At 46.2% G+C, this 17725-nt stretch carries 10 protein-coding genes; all 10 read left to right on the forward strand.

Annotated features, from left to right (window positions below; all coding sequences use genetic code 11):
• Positions 1-13 precede the first annotated feature (13 nt).
• The 10 genes from B050_RS0108145 (at position 14) to B050_RS0108200 (ending at position 17685) form a co-directional block, all read left to right on the forward strand.
• The gene (locus B050_RS0108145; protein ID WP_018473416.1) at positions 14-1525 is read left to right on the forward strand and encodes a RagB/SusD family nutrient uptake outer membrane protein; all 1512 of its coding nucleotides are present in this window, start codon (positions 14-16) and stop codon (positions 1523-1525) included.
• Between the two features lie 463 nt (positions 1526-1988).
• Positions 1989-3257 carry a glycoside hydrolase family protein gene (locus tag B050_RS0108155; RefSeq protein ID WP_205744970.1) on the forward strand — a complete coding sequence of 423 codons (1269 nt, stop codon included), beginning with the start codon at positions 1989-1991 and terminating at the stop codon, positions 3255-3257.
• A gap of 109 nt (positions 3258-3366) precedes the next feature.
• Positions 3367-4788, forward strand: coding sequence for a sulfatase family protein (locus B050_RS22145; RefSeq protein ID WP_157492610.1), 1422 nt, complete (start codon positions 3367-3369; stop codon positions 4786-4788).
• Positions 4789-4977: 189 nt separating this feature from the next.
• Positions 4978-8025, forward strand: coding sequence for a chondroitinase family polysaccharide lyase (locus tag B050_RS0108165; protein ID WP_169336248.1), 3048 nt, complete (start codon positions 4978-4980; stop codon positions 8023-8025).
• Between the two features lie 308 nt (positions 8026-8333).
• A complete protein-coding gene (locus B050_RS0108170) occupies positions 8334-8849 on the forward strand; it encodes a Crp/Fnr family transcriptional regulator (RefSeq protein WP_157492612.1) in 516 nt (171 codons plus the stop codon).
• Between the two features lie 58 nt (positions 8850-8907).
• Entirely contained in the window at positions 8908-9348 is a 441-nt protein-coding gene (locus B050_RS0108175) for an SRPBCC domain-containing protein (protein WP_018473422.1), read from the forward strand.
• 395 nt (positions 9349-9743) lie between these two features.
• Positions 9744-12854, forward strand: coding sequence for a SusC/RagA family TonB-linked outer membrane protein (locus B050_RS0108180; protein WP_018473423.1), 3111 nt, complete (start codon positions 9744-9746; stop codon positions 12852-12854).
• Between the two features lie 11 nt (positions 12855-12865).
• Positions 12866-14641, forward strand: coding sequence for a RagB/SusD family nutrient uptake outer membrane protein (locus B050_RS0108185; protein WP_018473424.1), 1776 nt, complete (start codon positions 12866-12868; stop codon positions 14639-14641).
• Positions 14642-14846: 205 nt separating this feature from the next.
• On the forward strand, positions 14847-16196 hold the full coding sequence (locus B050_RS0108195) for a BNR-4 repeat-containing protein (RefSeq protein WP_044201980.1): 1350 nt from the start codon (positions 14847-14849) through the stop codon (positions 16194-16196).
• A 151-nt stretch (positions 16197-16347) separates the two neighbouring features.
• Positions 16348-17685, forward strand: a complete 1338-nt coding sequence (locus tag B050_RS0108200; protein WP_018473427.1) for a family 43 glycosylhydrolase — start codon at positions 16348-16350, stop codon at positions 17683-17685.
• Positions 17686-17725: the final 40 nt, after the last annotated feature.

The raw sequence follows: 17725 nt of genomic DNA on the forward strand, positions 1-17725 counted from the left end.
AAAGCATCGCAACATGAAAAATATAAAGATAAAACTTTCGACGCTGATCATGCTCCTGGCCTATACCTTGGTCATCCCGGCATGTACCCTGGAGGAAGACCCTTCAGAAGCCCGATTGGATCCGTCCTCCCTGAATTCGGAAGAAGCACTGGAATCAGCTGTGGTGGGGATGTATAGGAAGTTTACCGCAAGTATGCAGTGGGCCCACTCCTGGATGAGGTCCTATGGCGGGGATGATATCACCACGCATAGTGGTAAAAATAAGCAGGGATTCAGAGATGCTGATACCATGGAGATGACTTCCCTGACGAGTGGAGTGGACTTGGGATATAATACACCCTACGCCACCATCAAAGAGGCCAATAATATCATTGCCAATAGAGAAAATATAAGCTCTGGCGATCAAAGTAGCATCGATGCGTTGATCGGTGAGGCCTACTTCCTGCGAGCATTTTCCTACTTCCATTTGGTACGGACTTTTGGGGAGATTCCCTTGATCATAAGCACCGATATCACGGGAAGTGTAGATATGGAGAAGTCCGATCTTTTGACGATTTATCAGCAGATAGAGAGTGATTTTTTGGCTGCGGAGACGCTATTGCCTACGATCTATCCTGAGGTACCAGCCGCCATCCGTCCCAATAAGGGTTCGGCTCGCGCCTTCCTGGCCAAACTATATATGCACTGGGCAGGCTGGCCAATCAAGGATGAGTCTAAATACGCTCTAGCAGCAAGCAGTGCCAAATCGGTGATCGATAATGCGGCTGCCCATGGCTTTGCGCTCGTACCAGATATGGGTACTTTATGGTCCATCAAAGACGAAAATCGCTTCAATTCCGAAATTGTTTTTGGCTTGGGTCATGCTGCCAATATCAATGTAGGACCTTATTCTAATCGCCACACCGGCAGACCGGGATATCCTGGAGATGTGCAGGGATGGGCAGAAATCTTCGCAGAAATCGCCTTTTTTAATGATTTTCCCGAAGGGCCAAGAAAAGAAAAAACCTATAGAACAGAGGTGGTTTTTCAAGGAAAAACCATCCAATGGGAAGATTTTACTGATGAGAAACACCCGATGTTTTTGAAAGTGACGGGCTATCAGGATGAGGTGGCCACCACCAATTCGGTCACGATGATGACCACCTACTGCATGCGCTATGCAGACCTTCTCCTCCTTTACGCTGAGGCCGAAGGAAGAGCTGGTGGTAGCAGCCCCGAGGCCTGGGAAGCCCTCAATAGGGTCCGCCGCCGTGCCAATGACCTGCCGGTGAATGAGGCCAATTCCTCCGTGGACCTAAGTACCGGGGACCTTGCCGAATTGGCTTATACCGAACGGAAATGGGAGCTTGCCGGGGAATTTAAGCGATGGGATGACCTTACCCGTATGGAGAGAGTCGCCGAGGCACTGGCCAATAGATCCTCCGAGGAGCTGGTGGGGCCAGTCACAGGTGATACCAGCCCGGCAAATTACTTTGCCAAAATCCCTCAATCAGAAATTACCGTGGCTCCACAATTAGGGCAATAAATAATCCCTTGGAGGTTCTGGGAATTTAGCTCTCTGATCCGGTAAGAAAAGAATTTTCCTGATGCTGAGGGCTTAGGGAGAAGACCTGAAAGTAGAATTGACTTATACTACTAAGGCAAATGTGGGAGGAGAATGAGCATTTTCTTCCCACAACTGCCTGGGTAATAGTATTTCTTTTGAACCCCAAAACATGGGCAATATAAATCATACAAAGCAGCATAAAGTATAGCTTATCCACAGACTGAACCGAATAGGTCATATAGTATAGTTTCTATAATAAAGCCAGCAATACCGCTAGTACATTGAACCTGTAATGAAACAATGGCTTATCGGGGCTGATAGCCCCTGTCTTCTCCAACAATGCTGGAGGAGATGGGGGAGCTATGCCCAAAAGTGATAGTGAAATCGGGAGTGGCATTTTATAGTCGGCTTCTAATTAGAGGAGGAAAAACGTAAACGTAAGTTGAAATTTGTAACAGAAATAATGATAGATCAATCAAGAATATTTGGGAGGCTGATGCCAGCGATTATGGCATCTATATTCTTTTTGGCGCTAGGCTGCGAGTCGGCTTCCACGGAAGAAAAAGAGGATGAAAAAGTAGTGGAGGTACAAGAAGATTTTGACTTGGAAGCGGCGGTAGAAGCCTGCGAAGGTCAGCTGGAAATAATGGTCAGTAAGCTCACGGATCTGAGCAAGCATCCGAGGCTCATCGAGACCGATGAGCGGGAGTGGAAGGAAGTCACAAATAATGAGCTGATATGGACCTCGGGTTTTTATCCTGGCATACTCTGGTATATGTATGATATCACAGGGGAGACCCGCTGGAAAGAGGAGGCGATTAAGCGCACGGAGGTTTTTGAGGATTTCCAATATATTACCAAGCATCATGATATAGGGTTTATGATGTTTCCCGCTTATGGAAATGGATATATTATTGGGGATCAGAAGCAGTATAAGGATATTTTATTGACTTCGGCAGCCTCTCTGGCCTCGCGCTACAATCCCAATGTGGGCGCGATAAAATCCTGGTCCAACAAAATGCACCCTCGCTGGAAGCAGCATATTACGATTATTGATAATATGCTGAATCTCGAATTGTTGTTTTGGGCGGCTAAAAATGGTGGGGACCACCGATTTTATGATATTGCCGTAAGGCATGCAGAGACCACGATGAAAAACCACTTTAGGGAGGACTATACCTCCTGGCATGTGCTAGAATACGACTCGCTCAGTGGTGAGGTCATGCATCATCATACCAAGCAAGGGTATAGCGATGATAGCCGATGGTCCAGGGGGCAGGCCTGGGGAATCTATGGCTATAGCATGGTTTATCGTGAAACTGGCGATAAGAAATTTCTGGATTTTGCGATTAAAATCACTGATAAATACCTGACTTTATTACCAGAGGATAGGGTGCCGCCATGGGATTTTGACGCACCAAACCTAGAGGAGCAAGAGCGGGATGCTTCTGCGGCGGCTATCGTGGCCTCGGGGATGCTGGAGCTCTCCACCCAAGTGGAGGATAAGGCCCTGAGCGAGCGCTATTATAAGGCAGCGATCCAGATGCTGGAATCTTTAAGTTCGGATGCTTATTCGGGTGTGGGCAAGGCGGATTCTTTCCTACTGCACTCCACTGGGGCCAAGTCACTGGGACATGAGATCGATGTGGCGCTGATTTACGCAGATTACTATTATATTGAAGCCCTGGATCGTCTCCGGAAAATGAAATAAGATGCTGATGCCGAGATACTGTTTATGCTTTCGGATTATTATAGCTATAGTCCTATGTACGCCCTTGTTTTTTGCCTGTGGCAAAGCTGAAAAACAGGTGGCAAAGCCCATGGAGAAAGCGCCTAATTTATTGTTTATTTTTCCCGATCAATTCCGCAATGCGGCGGTAGGGATCAATGATCAGGACCCTGTGCACACGCCTCATATGGATAAGATCGCCCGAGAAGGCTTGGTGGTGAATAATGCGATTAGCAATTATCCACTTTGCAGCCCCTACCGAGCGATGCTGATGACCGGTAAGTTACCCTATAATAATACGGTATTGAGCAACTGTAACTCTAATCGATACGCATTCAATAATTCCTGGCAAAAGGAAGATGTGAGCTTCTCAGATGTGCTGGTGGCCAATGGCTATAATGCAGGCTATGTGGGAAAGCTCCATCTGACTTCACCGGCCCCCATTCCTGGGCTTGATTCGGTGATTTGGGATGCTTATACGCCTATGGAAGAGCGGCATGGCTTTGGTTTTTGGTACAGCTATGGGACTTTCGATCAACATCATAAGCCACACTATTGGGTGAATGAGGCTCCTGAGGAGCAGCTTCACTATGTCGAAGAATGGTCACCAATCCACGAGGCGGATGTCATCATCGATTATATCAATAATAGGGGCCAGGGCATTCGTGATCCTGACAAGCCCTTTGCGATGTTTTGGTCAGTGAATCCTCCGCATCCCCCCTATCCGCTGGTGCCTGAGGAATACCTAAGCCGCTATGCAGACCAGCCAATTGAGGAGCTGCTGCTGCGTGGAAATATTGGCAGCAGCAGTGAAAAGCAGCAGCTGGATTTTCATCCGGGTGCCACAGGCGATGGTGTTGAGGCTGCGGAGAAGCATGTCCGAGAGTATTTTGCGATGGTGACCGGCGTGGATGAGCAGATCGGTAGGGTGATGGAAGCTTTGGAGGCCAATGGCTTAGCTGATAATACCATCGTCGTCATTACCTCCGACCATGGCGAGATGATGGGAAGTCATGGACTTATGTCCAAGAATATATGGTTTGATGAGTCGATCAATATCCCCTTTATCATCCGCTGGCCTGACAAGATCAAGGGTAATCAACGAAGCGATATATTTATCAGCGCTACCGATGTCATGCCCACTATGCTTCATCTGCTGGGCGCCAAAACTGGCTTACCGGATAACCTGGATGGCAGGGATCTTTCTGAATACCTGCTTCGCAATTCGGAGGATGGACCCGATTCTGCTATTTACTATTATATCGAGCAAGGTGATGCCGCCTCCGGACACCGAGGGATCAAAACTTCCCAAAATACCTTTGTGATTGCGGTGGGCATGGATGGGCAGATCAGGGAGTTTATGTATGATAATATTAATGATCCATTCCAACAGACCAACCTTCTGGAGGAAGATGGGCCGCGAAGGGAAAAACTCCGAGAGCGACTGCTGCGGCAGTTGGAGGAGAAGGAGGACCCATGGCTGCAACGGTATCTCGCTCTTAGCAAAGCCTAAGACTGTCAAGATAGCATTTTGTCGATGATTGAGGAAGAGGAATTTGAGCTTGACAGGGAAGGTATTTAGAATTAGTTTTCGGTCCTGACCGGAAAAAAGTAAGTGAATCTAATCGAATAAGTAAAGGAATTAATGAGAGTATTGCTGAGCCATAAGATGCCTAAAACCTGCATAAAGCAGGCCTGTTTCATGCTGTTTTTTTTAGGGTTTAGCTTTGCCCAACTGTATGCTCAGGGGAAATATGCGCCTTATTTAGAGTCTTTTGAGGGGGAGCGTGTTCTGGAGTATTATCATGGCGAAGGTAGCTCGGAGCTGCAGATCAGTGAGCAACATAGCCAGTTTGGCCAATCTGCCTTGCAGTGGGACTGGAGCAGAAAAGGAGCGTATTTTGAAAGCTCCAACTTTAGTTTTCTAGAAAATAATGCGGAGGATCTGGTGTACAATGCCTTATTTCCCAGCAGTCCGGCATTTATATTCTCCGTCTATCAAGAAAAGCCGCAGCAGGGAGAGGTGAAAATCACTTTCCTGAAAGGGGGAAACGAAAAGATGTGGTTTACGATCAATTTAGATTTTTATGGATGGCGCAGCCTGAGGGTTCCTTTTTATGAGATGGAAGGGGATATTCCTGAGAAAACCCTGCCCGTGGATTATGATGCATTGCAGATCAGTAGTTTGGTGGACGCTGGAAGGCTGTATTTTGATGATATGATTTTCTCCCAATATCAGGATGACCGATTTCCATATCCGGACCTTACGGTGCCTTTCATCAAGGCAGATCAGGACCACAGCATAGATCATTGGATGCCCCTGATCAGTAATCTGGAACTTCTGGATAGGCTGGATCCCAACGCTCTCACGGACAGCGCCAGCCAGGATATCGCCCTGATCCAAAGCCGTATCAATGAGGAACTATACCCCAGAGACGTGCAGGAGGGCTATGATCAGGTGAAGGAGGATTTTGAGCAGCTGGGCTTATATGAAAAAGCAGGAACGGTGGCTGGCCCGCCGCTGACCTATAATGTGGAGGAGGTATATTATGACAGCCTGCAGCAGGGACCAAGAATCCATACCAATATCCATGCATTTGGGAAGGAGATCAGGAAGTTAGCGGAGGCTTATATTTTGGATAGTGCTAGGGAAGGAAATCATGCTCAGGAATATAAGGCTATGTTTGTGATGGCCTCGCGATACTATCTCGACCAAGGCTGGCAGAAGGGCAGCTCTGGTGGCACCCGCCATCATGTGGGCTATGCCACACGGGAGCTTACCGAGGCATTTTATATGATGCGCGAACCGCTGAGAGAGGCCGGATTATTAGAAGAAATCGGCGAAAGCCTGCAATGGCTCACCAATCTGGGGATGATATTGGAGGAAGAGGACCAGTTTAATGTCAATATTGACTACCTCAATACCCAGTCCTATAATCATCTATTGCAGCTATTCCTGACGGCCAATCCAGAAACTACGGCGGCCTTATTGCACTCATTTTCTAGGTATTTAACTGTCATTCTTGCGCAGCAAGATAAAGAATGGGGCTTCAAGGCTGACGGAACAGCATGGCATCATAATGGCCACTATCCGGCCTATGCCGTCGGGGCCTTTCAGCAGGTGCCAAGGCTGCTTTACCATCTTTCAGGCACTCAGTATCGGCTGGGCGCTGAGGGGCATGCGAATTTCAAAAAGGCTTTTTTGAGCACCGCTGAATACAGTCATCTGTATGATTGGGGATTTGGGAACGCCGGAAGGCATCCATTTGAAGGAAATACGATCACCAAAATTCATACAGGTTACCAGCTAATGGTGAAGGCGGGAAATCCTGCGGGCGATCGAGCCATAGATGAAGAGGTCGCTGAGATGTATGTATATCTCTGGGGCGAAGCAAAAGATGCTTTTGCCGAAGGCCTAAAAGAACAAGGTATAAAAGCCGCCAGCCTGCCTGCTTATAAGTCCTTTCCCTATGGAGCCACGGCCGTGCAGAGATATCAGGACTGGGCAGCGATCATCAAGGGCTATAGCAAATACGTCTGGTCCTCAGAAATCTATGCCCGCAGCAATCGATATGGGAAATATCCAGCCAATGGAACCATAGAGCTGCTCAATCGAGGCGGGGAAGAAGGAAGTGGCTATGTGCAGGAAGGATGGGACTGGAACAGGTATCCGGGGGCCACCATCATCTATACGCCATTGGAAGAGTTGGAGCCTGAAGAAGCTTTATTGATGTTCTTATCAGAGGAGACCTTTGCCGGAGCCAGCTATCTGGAGGGTAATGGGGTGTTCGGAATGGTGCTTGATGAAAGTCATGGGAAGAATGCCGATGGGCTGGTCGCAGAAAATGAAATCTCCTTTCCAGGGAAATTGACCGCCCAAAAATCTATTTTCTCCTTTGGAAACAAAATCCTCTGCATCGGCACCGGAATAACAAGCGTGGATGCCGTCCACCCTGTACAGACCAATTTATTCCAAACACTGCTGGGGTCAGGGCATAGCCTCATCCGCTGGGAGCAAGGGGAGAAGGAACCGCAATTTCCGCTGGAGGGAACCACGACTAGCTGGATTATCGATCCCTATGGAAGCGCCTATCAGGTGTTGGACGGAGGAGAAATTCATTTCCAGAAGAAGACGCAAAATTCTTATCATAATAAATATTCGGTACGATCAGGAGAGGTAAATCCATCCCTGAAGGCAAAAGGAGTCAAGGAAACTAAGGGGGATTTTGCTAGCGCCTGGCTGCATCATGGCCACCGCCCAAAGTCTGCATCCTACCAGTACGTAATCTACCCCTTCCTGTCGCCGCCGCAGCAGGAAGAGTGGAAGGATAATATTAGTGGTGAGCGGGATTTTGAGGTGCTGCAGGCTGATACGCTCGCACATATTGCCCGAGATCTAACCGAAAATAGCACCGCTTACGTAGTTTTTGAGGCGGACCAATGGCAGGGAATGGGACTTTTGGAAGGAGTGTCTGCCCCTTCACTGCTTATGATAAAGGAGCATTCTCCCAACAGGATTAGCCTAAGCGCAGTAAATCCAGATCTGAATTTTCCGGTGAATAGTAAAAAGAAAAACGGCTTTGATAATTATAGTCGGCCAAGCCTTCTGACCATTAGGCTGGCGGGGAATTGGAGCTTGGATGAAGGTGGCGAGGTGCTTTCGATAGCCCATCGGGAGGGGCAAACTCTTGTGGAACTCAGCTGCGTGGATGGACTTCCGACTCAGCTGTCCCTTCACAAAGTCCCTTGAACCTAAATCCGACCTTTGTGGAAGACCTTAGCGCCTTAAAGCTCGGTAGATAAAACTTGATATATCCATAAACAGCCTCCATAAGAATTATAGAGGCTGTTTATGTTTGTTTTGAGGTTGAAAAATGCGGAGATTAGATAGTGATGAATTTGGCGGAGAGGCTTTCATAGGAAGGTTTTAGGCATGGATATGCAGGATAATAAGAAAAAATAGAGCAAAACAAGGGGTTTTAGGCGCATAAATACAGTAGGGAATTGACGGAATTGCAGGAATATATAGGTAATTATTTCGGGATTACGAGGGAGGATATGAACCAGGTTTCGGCCTTATTCATTGAGGAGCACCTTCCAAAGGGGGATTTCTATATACAATCCGGGCAGCATTGTGACAAATTGAGCTTTGTGAAGGAGGGATTTATCCGGGTTTTTGCGCATACGGAGCAGAAGGAGGTGACCCAATGGATCTCCACCAAGGGCTATTTTATTACCGATCTCAATAGCTTTATTTTTCAGCAAAAGGCGCGTTGGGAGATGCAGGCGATCAGTGACTGCACCTTATATACCATCCATAAGGAGAACTATAAATTGCTGAATAATCTGGTGCCAAACTGGGCAGAGATGGAAAAGCGATTTATTGCGGCTTGTTTCGTGACTTTGGAAGATCGAGTATTTAAGCACCTTTCGCTCAATGCTGAGGACCGCTATCAGCAGCTTTTTGAGCAAAACAAAGAGCTTTTTAATCAGGTGCCTTTGCAGTACCTAGCCTCTATGCTGGGGATGTCGCCAGAGACTTTCAGTAGGATAAGGAGCAAAAAGAGTTCTTGATATATATCAAGAGTTTCTACTGATTTTTCATCGACCTTTGGGGCCTACTTATTATGATATGAAAAAACAAATCAGTACCTCTATCCGCATTGAAACTAGCCCGAAAGTGATCTGGGACATCCTGATAGACTTCAACGCCTATCCCGAATGGAACCCTTTTATCCGCAGCATCTCTGGAAAACTGACCCTGGGCGCCAAGCTGAAAGTTGCCCTTATGGGCATGAACTTTAAGCCTCAAATTATGGAGCTGATCCCAAACAAATCTTTTATATGGCTAGGACATTTGGGAATGAAGGGCTTGTTTGATGGTGAACATAAATTCCACGTAATAGATAACGGTGATGGCAGCAGCACCTTTGAGCAATCGGAGAGGTTTTCGGGGATATTGGTACGTCTATTTTCTAGTAGCCTGGACAAAAACACGAAGAATGGCTTTATAGAAATGAATGAAAAACTTAAGCTAAGAGCTGAGCATCGGTCGCTCAGTAATGACAAATAAGGTCGCTGAAAAAAAGATGATTTTGATACCTATGACCGAGAAAACTGGAGGCGGATAGAATGCCGGTTTCATTCATTTTTTTTCTTAGTCATGGAAGCTCGGTGCTGATTTTTTAGGGTATTAACTCTCATGAATCCATAGTCCACTATTGATGCCTTGGCTAAGTTTCTTAATCCTTTCAGGAAGTCTATTGATGAAAAAGTAGGCAGATGGGCATGAGAAGGAATAGAAAAACGGCTTTAAAATGGGTTTTAGGGGGGTTAGTACGAAATTACCATTTCTACGGATTTTTTTTCTATTGGGGCTTGATAGATTTATTGATAATAAAATTTAGTCGAAGGGACGAATATTTTTCTTTGCCTAAGTTTTTTATTAACAATCTAACCCAACATAAGATGACCAAAAAATTTTACAAATTATTGGGGCTTTTCATGTCCTTATTTTTGGGGAGCACCTTCTGCTCCCTGGCTCAAGACCTGACCCTCAAGGGAAAGGTGGTGGAGGAAGATAGCCAAAGTGAACTGCCCGGAGTGGCGGTGATTCTACAGGGCACCGGCAGTGGCACCGTGACCGGGATCAATGGGGAATTTGAATTGTCCATTCCTTCGGGAGAAAATGTATTAACCTTCAGTTTACTGGGGTATATCAAGCAAGAGGTAAGCGTCAATTCTAATGGTTTTCTGGAGATCGTAATGGAGCCCGACATCAAGTCCATGGAAGAGGTGGTCGTCGTGGGTTTTGGTACGCAGAAGAAGGTGAACCTTACGGGAGCGGTGGATGTGGTAAACAGTGAGCGTCTCGAAAATCGACCTATTGCCAATGTCGGTGAAGGTCTGCAAGGGGTGATTCCAAACCTAAATGTGACGGTGACAAATGGTGATCCCACGCAGAGCCCCCAGTTTAATATCCGGGGTTTCGAATCGATCAATGGGGGCTCGCCGCTTATACTGGTGGACAATGTACCTATGGATATTAATCGGATCAACCCAGATGATATCAAAAGTGTCACCGTGCTCAAGGATGGTGCAGCTTCGGCGATATATGGAGCTAGAGCGGCTTTTGGGGTGATTTTGATAGAGACCAAGAGAGGGAAAAAGGGAATAGATGTACGGATAGGCACGCAGCTGAGCTGGAATCAGCCTATTTTCAAGGTGGATCCCATCGATAATGGTTACGAATATGCTGAATTGAGAAACCAATTAAGCGCAAAGGATGGCCAATCGCCATATTATAACCTGGAATACATGGATAGGCTTAAGGTATATTGGGATGATCCCGATAATAATTCACCTTATGCTGTGGTGGATGGGCAATTTGAGAATTATGGCTATAACGATATGGCGAATAGCTTGATGGCATCCACCTCTCCGCGCCAAAAATATGACCTGAGCATTTCTGGAGCCAGCGACAAGGCCAACTATTATACCTCCGTGGGTATATTCAATAATGATGGGTATATCAACCATGCCGGGAATGATAATTTTAAGAGATATAATGTATTGCTCAAAGGGGACTTTAAGGTGCTCGACTGGCTGACCATTGACCAGCAGGTGACTACTAATATGCAAAAGTCAGACAAGTCCTCCGCTGCCAATATCAATGATGTCATCCGGACGGAGCCCATCAGGCCTTTTGAGGTGCCATTTATCGAGGGATATGAGCAATATGAAGGTATGTACTGGGACAATCCCTTCCTGATCCTGCCTCAATTGGAAAATGGCGGAAGACGCAAGGAATCCAATTCGGATGTTTGGCTAAAAACTGGCCTGACCATCAATCCATCTAAAAGATGGACACTGACTAGTAGCTTTTCATATAATTTCTTCAATAGAACCATAGAGAATGCCCGACCTCACTATGAAACTCTAAGCTTAGACCTGTCCCAAAACAATCCGGTGCTAATAGAAGGGGAGGATAAAATCACCACCGAAAGTGCTTATAATCAGTATTATGTGTGGAATTCATTTGTAGAATATCTCTATGACGAGGGTACCGATCATTATTTTAAAGGGATGATGGGATATAATCAGGAGTGGGATTATAATATGAGTCTCATTGGCAGATCATCCACCTTCATCTCTCCAAGTATCATTGATATCAGTGCCACAAGTGGATTACAGGAAGTGGGAGGAGGAAAAACTCAAGCCGCTTTAAGAGGAGCTTTTTACCGTCTTAATTATATCTATAAGGAAAAATACCTCTTTGAGACCAATGGCAGATATGATGGAACCTCTCGTTTTCCGGAAGAAGACCGCTATGGATTTTTCCCTTCCTTCTCTGTGGGATGGAGGCTGATCAATGAGCCATGGATGAATTTTGCTCAGGAGGTGATGGACAATTTTAAAGTGCGCGCCTCCTATGGATCTTTAGGAAATCAAATGCTGGGGAATAATTTTTACCCTTATATCCCATCGATGAATAGTGGTTTTACCCGCTATGTGATGAGCTCTGGCCCTACGCCATTCATCAATATGCCGGGCATCGTAAGTCCTTCCCTTACTTGGGAGAAGGTGGTCACCAAGAACTTTGGAGTGGATTTAGGTTTTTTTAGTGGGAAACTAACCTCCTCATTTGACATCTATACTCGGGAAACCAAGGAGATGCTGATGAGAAAGGAATATCCGGATATCCTGGGGACCAGCGCTCCTCAGGAGAACGCCGCGGATCTCAAGACGACCGGCTGGGAAGTAAGGGTACAGTGGAGAGACCATCTTCCGAGTGGATTTAGCTATAATATAGATTTTAATTTGTCTGACTGGACGAGTGAAATCACCAAATATGAAAACCCCACCGGTGCTCTTAATGAATACTATATAGGGCAGCAGATTGGTGAGATCTGGGGCTATGAGACCGTAGGCATCATTCAGGACGAGGAGCAGCTTACCAATCTTCCCGACCAAACCCGTCTTGGGGACAACTGGCAAGTGGGGGATATCGAATTTAGGGATGTGAATGGGGATGGCATTATCTCCCAAGGAAATAACACCTTGGAAGATTCTGGAGATAGAAGCATCATCGGAAATAATACCCCTCGCTATTCTTTTGGTTTGAATACGGGGCTTAACTATAAGAATTTCTCTCTTTCCCTGTTCTTTCAGGGTGTGGGCAAGCGGGATTATTATCCTTCCACAGGCAATTGGACCTGGTTTTTCCCGTGGAGGTCCTATAACGGTGATAAGTCATGGATAGAGGATTCATGGACGGAGGGGAATAGGGATGCCTATTTTCCGGAGATGCAGTTTAGCAATAAGAACTTCACTCCTCAGACGCGTTTCCTTCAGAATGCCAGCTATGTCAGGCTGAAAAACATAAATATCAGCTATTCCTTACCGATGACCCTGCTGAGTAGAGTAGGGCTAAAGGGAGCGAGTATCTATGTGGGTGCTCAAAATATCTGGGAATATTCCACTATCAGAAAACCGCTCGACCCGGAATATATCTTCGATAATTCCATTGATTATCCACTCTTCAGAAGTTATACCGTAGGGCTAAATATTAATCTTTAATCCAACTAGTCATGAAATTTAATATCAAAATATACTTAATTATCCTTTTGACCTGCGTCATGCAATGGGGCTGTCAGGATGAGTTTTTGGAAAGATATCCTTTGGATGAAATCAGCAGTGAGACCTACTGGAAATCTGAGAATGATCTGAAAAACTATAATAATGGCTTTTATGATAAGGTGATGACGGATGAGAATTACCCGATCTTGCGTGGCTTGAGTATTTCCGGGGTACGCTATAGCGGTGGAATATGGTGGGATGATGAATTTAGTGATAATCTCGCCCCGACGGTGGAAAGAACAATAGATTTCGTGAAGGTGAGAACGGGCTATCATGTGGTAGAGAACAATCCACGACTCCAAGGATATAAGGGCTGGGATCTGGTGCGATCGGTGAATTTCGGTTTGGAAAATTATGATCGAGCAGAAATCCAGGAAGAGATCAAAAATCGATATAAGGGCGAGGCCCGCTTGTTTAGAGGATGGTTTTATGCCGATAAGGTGTCCAGGTTTGGGGATGTGCAGTGGATCGATAAGGTGCTTAATATTGACTCTGAGGAGCTTTATGGCGAACGAGACGACCGGGAGTTTGTGATGGATAAGGTGCTGGAAGACCTTGATTATGCCATAGCGACCCTTCCTGAAGATTGGGGGACGGGTGAGAATCCTGGAAGGCTGGATAAGTGGGGAGCGCTGGCTGTAAAATCCCGAATATGCCTCTTTGAAGGGACTTGGAGAAAATACCATGGAGGCTCAGACGCCGAGTTCTGGTTGTCCGAATCCGTAAAAGCCTCCCAGGAACTAATGGAGAAGGGTGGATTTTCTCTTTATTCTACTGGCGACCCCTTAAATGATTACAGGTATTCGCTGTCATCCACCACACAGGAAGGAAATCCCGAGGCGATCTATTGGAGGAAGTATGAGGCTCCCTTTAATGGTCATTTTGCTTCCAGGTTATTCTTTAATTATAACGGCGGCGCCACTAAGAGTTTTGTAGATGATGTATTATGCGAGGATGGCCTGCCCATCTCCCTATCACCACTGTACCAAGGAGATGAGACGATAGAGACCACCTTTGTGAATAGAGACCCGCGTCTGGGACAGTGTGTGCTGAATCCTGCCGACGCAAAACGACTAAATTATGCCAATGACACCATAAATACCTACCCCCGCATCACTGGTCAAAATGGTGGTAGAAATAAATCCAACACTGGATTTCATGTGGTGAAGTACTGGAATGCCGAGGATGAGCAGCGCCCCAGAAATCAGCATATCGCCTCTCCGGCTTGCCTTCGACTGGGGGAGGTATTATTGAATTTTGCGGAAGCTAAAGCAGAGCTAGGGACGATCTCCCAAGGGGATCTGGATATTAGCATAAACCTGCTCAGAGACAGGGTGGCCATGCCTCATTTAGGGATGAACCCGCCCATCGACCCGCGCTATGCAGAGGATGGGATCTCACCTCTTCTGGTGGAGATCAGACGGGAGCGTAGAGTGGAGCTATTCATCGAGGGACACCGTTACCATGATTTGAGAAGATGGAAGCAGGGCAAGAAGCTGGAAGCTCCTGATCTGGGTATCCGCTGGGATGCCGCCGCCCAGGTAAGATATCCCGTACCAGGAGGCCTCGTGCAGGTGACCGAGGTCAATGGCATCCCTTATATCGACGTGCGGAAAGGTACTCCTTTTTATCCTTCTATTTTTGATGAAAGCAAGCACTACCTATGGCCTCTGCCGATCAGTGCTACTTCCGAAAATCCCAATTTGGGACAAAATCCCAATTGGTAATCACCAGGGAAATACAGTGGAAGCTCAGGCTTCCACTGTATTTTATTATATCAAATCGATCCTAGCCTAAGTCCCAGAATTTCTTCCTAAAAACGAAATCATTTAAGGGTGTCCGCCTCAAGGTGGAGCTCCTGTCGAAGATTAGAGTGGTAGATGAAGCCTATGATGGTGGGAGGAATCATGTTTAACGAATGAAAATAAGTAGATGATTATTGACAATAGTAAAGTAATCCTTTTCCTGAGCATCCTGCTTTTGGGCTGGAAAGCAGAAGCACAAACGCGCCTTATAGACGAATCCAAAGTTTCTGATGAGGGGCTTTTCTTCGATGGAGAAAAAGGCATTGATTACCAATTTGGCCAGCGGATAAGTCCACATGGATCGTGTATGGACGTGGTGGGAGATTATATTTATTTGACCTGGTACCAGGGGGGAATGGACCAAAGAAGGATGATGCTCTCCCGGAGAAAAATCTCTGGTGGCTCATGGAAGACCATTGCTTTTCCGGATGTACATATTGGGTACCGCGGGGATTCCACGAAGGGAGACTCTCATAATACCATTGCGGTGGGGATCAGCCCTATTGATCATACGGTGCACCTCGTATATGATATGCATGCCTACTCCAAAAAGGACTTTCCCACGCATTATTTCAACTATAAGGTGTCTCAAAAAGGCGGGGCAATCGTTCCCGATGAAAAGTGGGATATAGCCATTTTCTCAGAGAAGTTGCATCAGTTGAATGAGGAGGAAAATTATGAGCGCTTTACCTACCCGAATTTATTTCGAGGACCCGATGGGCTACTTTTTTTGAATTGGAGAGTGGGAGGTTCAGGAAATGGCAATCATTGCCTTGCCTATTATGACGGGGAGGCATGGAGCAGAAGGGTGATTTTTAACGAGGGTAATCAAGGCAGTCCTTCGGATAATTATAGTATCTATGGAGGGTTTAAGTTCCTCTCAGGACAGCTTCAGGCTGGTTTTTCTATCCGTTACAGTGATTATACGACCAGCGACCGCTATGTCTATAATACGGGATTGTATTATGCCTACTCCAAGCTGGTGGATGGAAAGCTCCACTGGTACAGTGCAAAAGGGGAGGAGATAGCAATGCCTCTGCAGAATCCCAATAGTATTAAAATCGGTGAGCCGCTGGATCTGGGTTTAGGCAAAACCATAAGCACCTCACCTTCCTGGACGGTCACTGACAGCAAGGCAGCTCATTTCATCAATAGGGTGGATGATACCTATGTGCATTATTATAAAGCGGCAAATGGGCAGGACTTTGAGCATGAAATAATAGATTTCGATGGAGGGAGCTTATTTAGCTTTGGGGAACAGGTCATTAATCTGGGGCTGGAAGAGGGGCGACCAGTCATCAGAAGCACCCCAGCAGGTAGCAATGATTGGAAAGAAGAATATCACTATCAAGGCGATAAAAAATTCAAATTTGGCACTGCCGTAAGGAAAGATGACCAACTGTTCTACTATCTTATGGAAGACCAATCCGGCGATGCACAGCCACTCTATGTATTGATTTTTAAGATAGAGGAATAAGTCCTTCTCCTAACCCTGAAATAGAGCAGACGACTGGACTCATTTTGGGAGTAACATATTCCATATATCCCCTCTCACTCAGCCAATAATTTTATTATCAGTCTGCCTGGGATGGGCTAGAGTGTTTTTAAATTGAATTAAGCGTAAAATTATGAAAGAAATAATACTGGCCATAATAGTTTTTAGCACGGTGAGCATCGCTCAGGCGCAGAATCCCATTGTACCCAATATGGGGCTAAACGACCCTCATATTAGGATATTTAATGATACGGCCTATCTGTATGCGTCCCATGATAAATCCATGGATAATAAGGGCTTCCTAATGGAGGATTGGTGGATATGGTCCTCCCCGGATTTGGTGAACTGGACGCAGCGGTCGGTTCTCGATCCCTCAGAAACCTATATAGGTGCTGGTTTTTCGAAATGCTGGGCCACAGATATAGGAACAAAAGACGGGAAGTACTTTTGGTATTTTTCACAGGGAAATGACCAGACTGGCCTGGTCGTAGGGGATAGCCCTACAGGGCCTTGGAAGGATGTATTGGGCAAGCCACTCTTGACTGAAGAGATGACCCCCACCCATGAATATGACATTAGTATTTTTGAGGAAGAGGGGGAGCATTATATCATCTTTGGGGTTTGGGATTATTATATCGCCAAGCTGGGAGAGGATATGATGAGCCTGGCAGAAAAGCCAAGAAAGATACCCATCAATAATCCGCGAGGCCCCTATAATCCTGACGGTAAAAATAAGGAAAAACCCACCGATGATAAGCCGTTTATGCATCAGTATAATGGTAAATATTACCTCTCGTGGGGATGCTTTTATGCTATGTCGGATCAGCTGTATGGGCCTTATGAATATGCAGGGAAAGTAATCAACGAGGAGAGCTTTGTCCAGGGGCATGAATCCCCCACTTGGCCCAATGGTTTTCTTCAAGGGCGTCACGGCTCTTTTTTCGAATGGCATAACCAATGGTACTATGCGTACTGTGATATGAGCCAAACTGGGAATCGCTGGTTTCGAGACACCTTTATCAGCTATGTGCATTACCTGGAAAATGGGGAGATGGCCCCGATTAGAATCGACAGTGTGGGGGTGGGCAGATATAGGGCAGACCTAGGCCTGCTCCAAGCAGAAGACTACTTTCGCGCCGAGGGAATTATAAAGAAATCCCTGCCAAATGCTGACTTTGCAATTGGAGCGGTGGAAGAAGGAGATTATCTGATCTATCCCTCTATCGAAGGCTTAGAAAAGAACCAACAACTGCATTTGAAACTGAAAGTAAATAAAAGCTCTTCCATCGAGATTCGGAGAGGAGGTCCGGAAGGAAAAGTTTTGGCAAGGAAGACCTTAAACCCCAATTCCTCCCGGTGGCAGGACTATTCTCTGGGCCTTGAGGGGCTTTCTGAGCACGAATCGCTATGCTTTGTATTCAAAGGCTCAGGTGAAAATCTGGTCGAGATGGATTCCTTTAGGTTTGAATGAGCCAGTTCCACCTCCTGTGTAGAGTGATATTTACCAATCC

The organism is Echinicola pacifica DSM 19836 (assembly GCF_000373245.1).
In the GTDB taxonomy this organism is placed as follows: Bacteria; Bacteroidota; Bacteroidia; order Cytophagales; family Cyclobacteriaceae; genus Echinicola; species Echinicola pacifica.